This is a genomic window from Mycobacterium sp. TH-M106, from assembly GCF_057473765.1.
In genome coordinates, this window is record NZ_JBYCLE010000118.1 from 1 (window position 1) to 2,823 (window position 2,823).

Sequence of the window (2,823 nt, forward strand, 5' to 3'; positions counted from 1 at the left end):
GCGAGGTGGCCGGTCAGACGCGGCTGCTGAAATGGTCGATCCCGGGTGCGGCGCACTTCTTCACCATGTGGGCCTTCTTCTTGCTGCTCACCGTCTATATCGAGGCCTACGGGCTGCTGTTCAGCTCGCGGTTCCACCTGCCGATCGTCGGCACCTGGGACGCGCTGGGCTTCGTGCAGGACTTCTTCATCACGGCGGTCACCATCGCCATCGTCGTGTTCATGATCATCCGCACCATGCGCAACCCACGCGAATTAGGTCGGGCGTCGCGCTTTTACGGCTCACACAATGGCGGCGCCTGGCTGATCCTGATCATGATCCTCAACGTGGTGTGGACCTATGTGCTGCTGCGCGGCGCCGCGGTCAACACCGGCACCCTGCCCTACGGCAACGGGGCGTTCCTGTCGCAGCTGTTCGGCAGGATCATGGCGCCGCTGGGCACGGCCAACGAAACCATCGAAACCGTCGCACTGCTGCTGCACATCGGGGTGATGTTGGCCTTTTTGCTCATCGTGTTGCACTCCAAGCACCTGCACATCTTCCTGGCGCCGATCAGCGTCGTCTTCAAGCGACTGCCGGACGGGCTGGGTCCGCTGCTGCCGATCGAATACGACGGCAAGCCAATCGATTTCGAGGACCCCCCCGAGGATGCGGTGTTCGGCCGCGGCAAGGTAGAGGACTTCACCTGGAAGGGCATGCTCGACTTCGCCACCTGTACCGAGTGCGGACGCTGCCAGTCGCAGTGCCCGGCGTGGAACACCGGAAAGCCGTTGTCGCCCAAATTGTTGATCATGGATCTGCGTGATCACTGGATGCACAAAGCGCCCTATCTGCTCGGCGAGCAGGAAGCGCCGACCGGCTCGGAGGGCAAGGTCGACCTGGCCGACGCTGCGCCGGCCAGGGGCCACCATGTGCCGGAGTCGGGGTTTCCCCGGATCGGCGGCAGCGGACCGGAGCAGGCGGCCCGCCCGCTGGTCGGCACCGAGGAACAGGGCGGGGTGATCGACCCCGACGTGCTGTGGTCGTGCACCAACTGCGGTGCGTGCGTCGAGCAGTGCCCGGTCGACATCGAGCACGTCGACCACATCGTGGACATGCGCCGCTATCAGGTGCTGGTCGACTCGGAGTTCCCGTCCGAGCTGAATGCGCTGTTTAAGAACCTGGAAACCAAGGGCAACCCATGGGGACAGAACGCCAGCGAACGCACCAGCTGGATCGACGAGGTCGACTTCGACGTTCCGGTGTACGGCCGCGACGTCGACAGCTTCGACGGCTTCGAGTACCTGTTCTGGGTGGGTTGCGCGGGTGCCTTCGAGGACCGCGCGAAGAAGGTCACCAAGGCGGTTGCGGAGCTGTTGGCCATCGCGGGGGTGAAATATCTGGTGCTGGGCTCCGGCGAGACCTGCAACGGCGATCCGGCCCGCCGGTCGGGCAACGAGTTTTTGTTCCAGCAACTCGCTACCCAGAACGTCGAGACGCTGAACGGGGTGTTCGACGGCGTGGCGTCCGGCGACCGCAAGATCATCACCAGCTGCCCGCACTGTTTCAACACCATCAGCCGGGAATACCCGCAACTGGGCACCGACTTCACGGTGCTGCACCACAGCCAGGTGCTCAACCGGCTGGTCCGGGACAAGAGGCTGATTCCCGTTGCTCCTGTTTCTCAGGACATCACCTACCACGACCCGTGCTTTTTGGGCCGGCACAACAAGGTCTACGACCCGCCCCGCGAACTGGTCACGGCCTCGGGCGCGAACCTGGTCGAGATGCCGCGCAGCCGCGATCGTTCGTTCTGCTGCGGTGCCGGCGGCGCCCGGATGTGGATGGAAGAACACATAGGCAAACGCGTCAACCACGATCGGGTCGACGAAGCGCTGGCCACCGGGGCCACCACCATCGCCACCGCCTGCCCGTTCTGCCGGGTGATGGTCAGCGACGGCGTCGACGATCGCCAGCAGCTCGCCGGCCGGGAGGGTGTCGAGGTGCGTGACATCGCTCAGCTGCTGCTGCAGTCGCTGGATCGCAGCACGGTCGCCCTACCACCGAAGGGCGATGCCGCCCAGCGAGTCGCCCCAACCGCCCCGGCCGCGGCTGCACCCTCTACCGGGGTTGCCGAGGCGCCCGCGGCCTCAAAGCCCGCGGAAACCGGGCCGGCCAAGCCAGAAACCCGGACCGTCGCGCCCGCCAAGGGGTTGGGTATGGCGGCCGGGGCCAGGCGACCCGGTGCCAAAAAGCCCGCCCCAGCCCAGCCAGCCCAGCCGGAGGCCGGCAGTGAAGCGAGACCGACGCCAGAAAACGCCGGCGGACCACCCGCGCCGCCGGCCAAGGGCCTGGGCATCACCAAGGGTGCTCGTCCGCCGGGCAAACACTGAACCCGAGGGCTCGGCGCCGCTTCGCGTGCCAGTGGAGCCGTCATCGCCGGCCTCAGCAAAATTTCGCTGGACAGCTCTGGCACCATGGTGGACGTGAGCACTCACCACCTGCCGTGGCATGTGGGTACCGGGCAACAGCGGCAACGCACGTTCGCGCAGTCGGCCAAACTGCAAGACGTCCTGTACGAGATCCGGGGCCCGGTGCACGCCCACGCCGCCCGCATGGAGGCCGAGGGGCATCGCATCCTCAAACTCAACATCGGCAATCCGGCGCCGTTCGGTTTCGAAGCCCCCGACGTGATCATGCGCGACATGATCCAGGCGCTGCCCTACGCACAGGGCTACTCCGACTCGCAGGGCATCCTGCCGGCGCGGCGCGCGGTGGTCACCCGCTATGAGCTGGTCGACGACTTCCCCCGCTTCGACGTCGACGACGTCTATCTGGGCAACG

Annotated in this window: 1 protein-coding gene and 1 pseudogene; both read left to right on the forward strand. The window is 66.2% G+C overall.

Annotated features, from left to right (window positions below):
* On the forward strand, window positions 1-2,372 hold a 2,372-nt coding region (locus tag AC2VOP_RS04125; protein WP_486959791.1), incomplete at its 5' end, for a (Fe-S)-binding protein.
* A 66-nt stretch (window positions 2,373-2,438) separates the two neighbouring features.
* Window positions 2,439-2,823 (forward strand): annotated as a pseudogene (locus tag AC2VOP_RS04130) (aminotransferase); the annotation flags it as partial.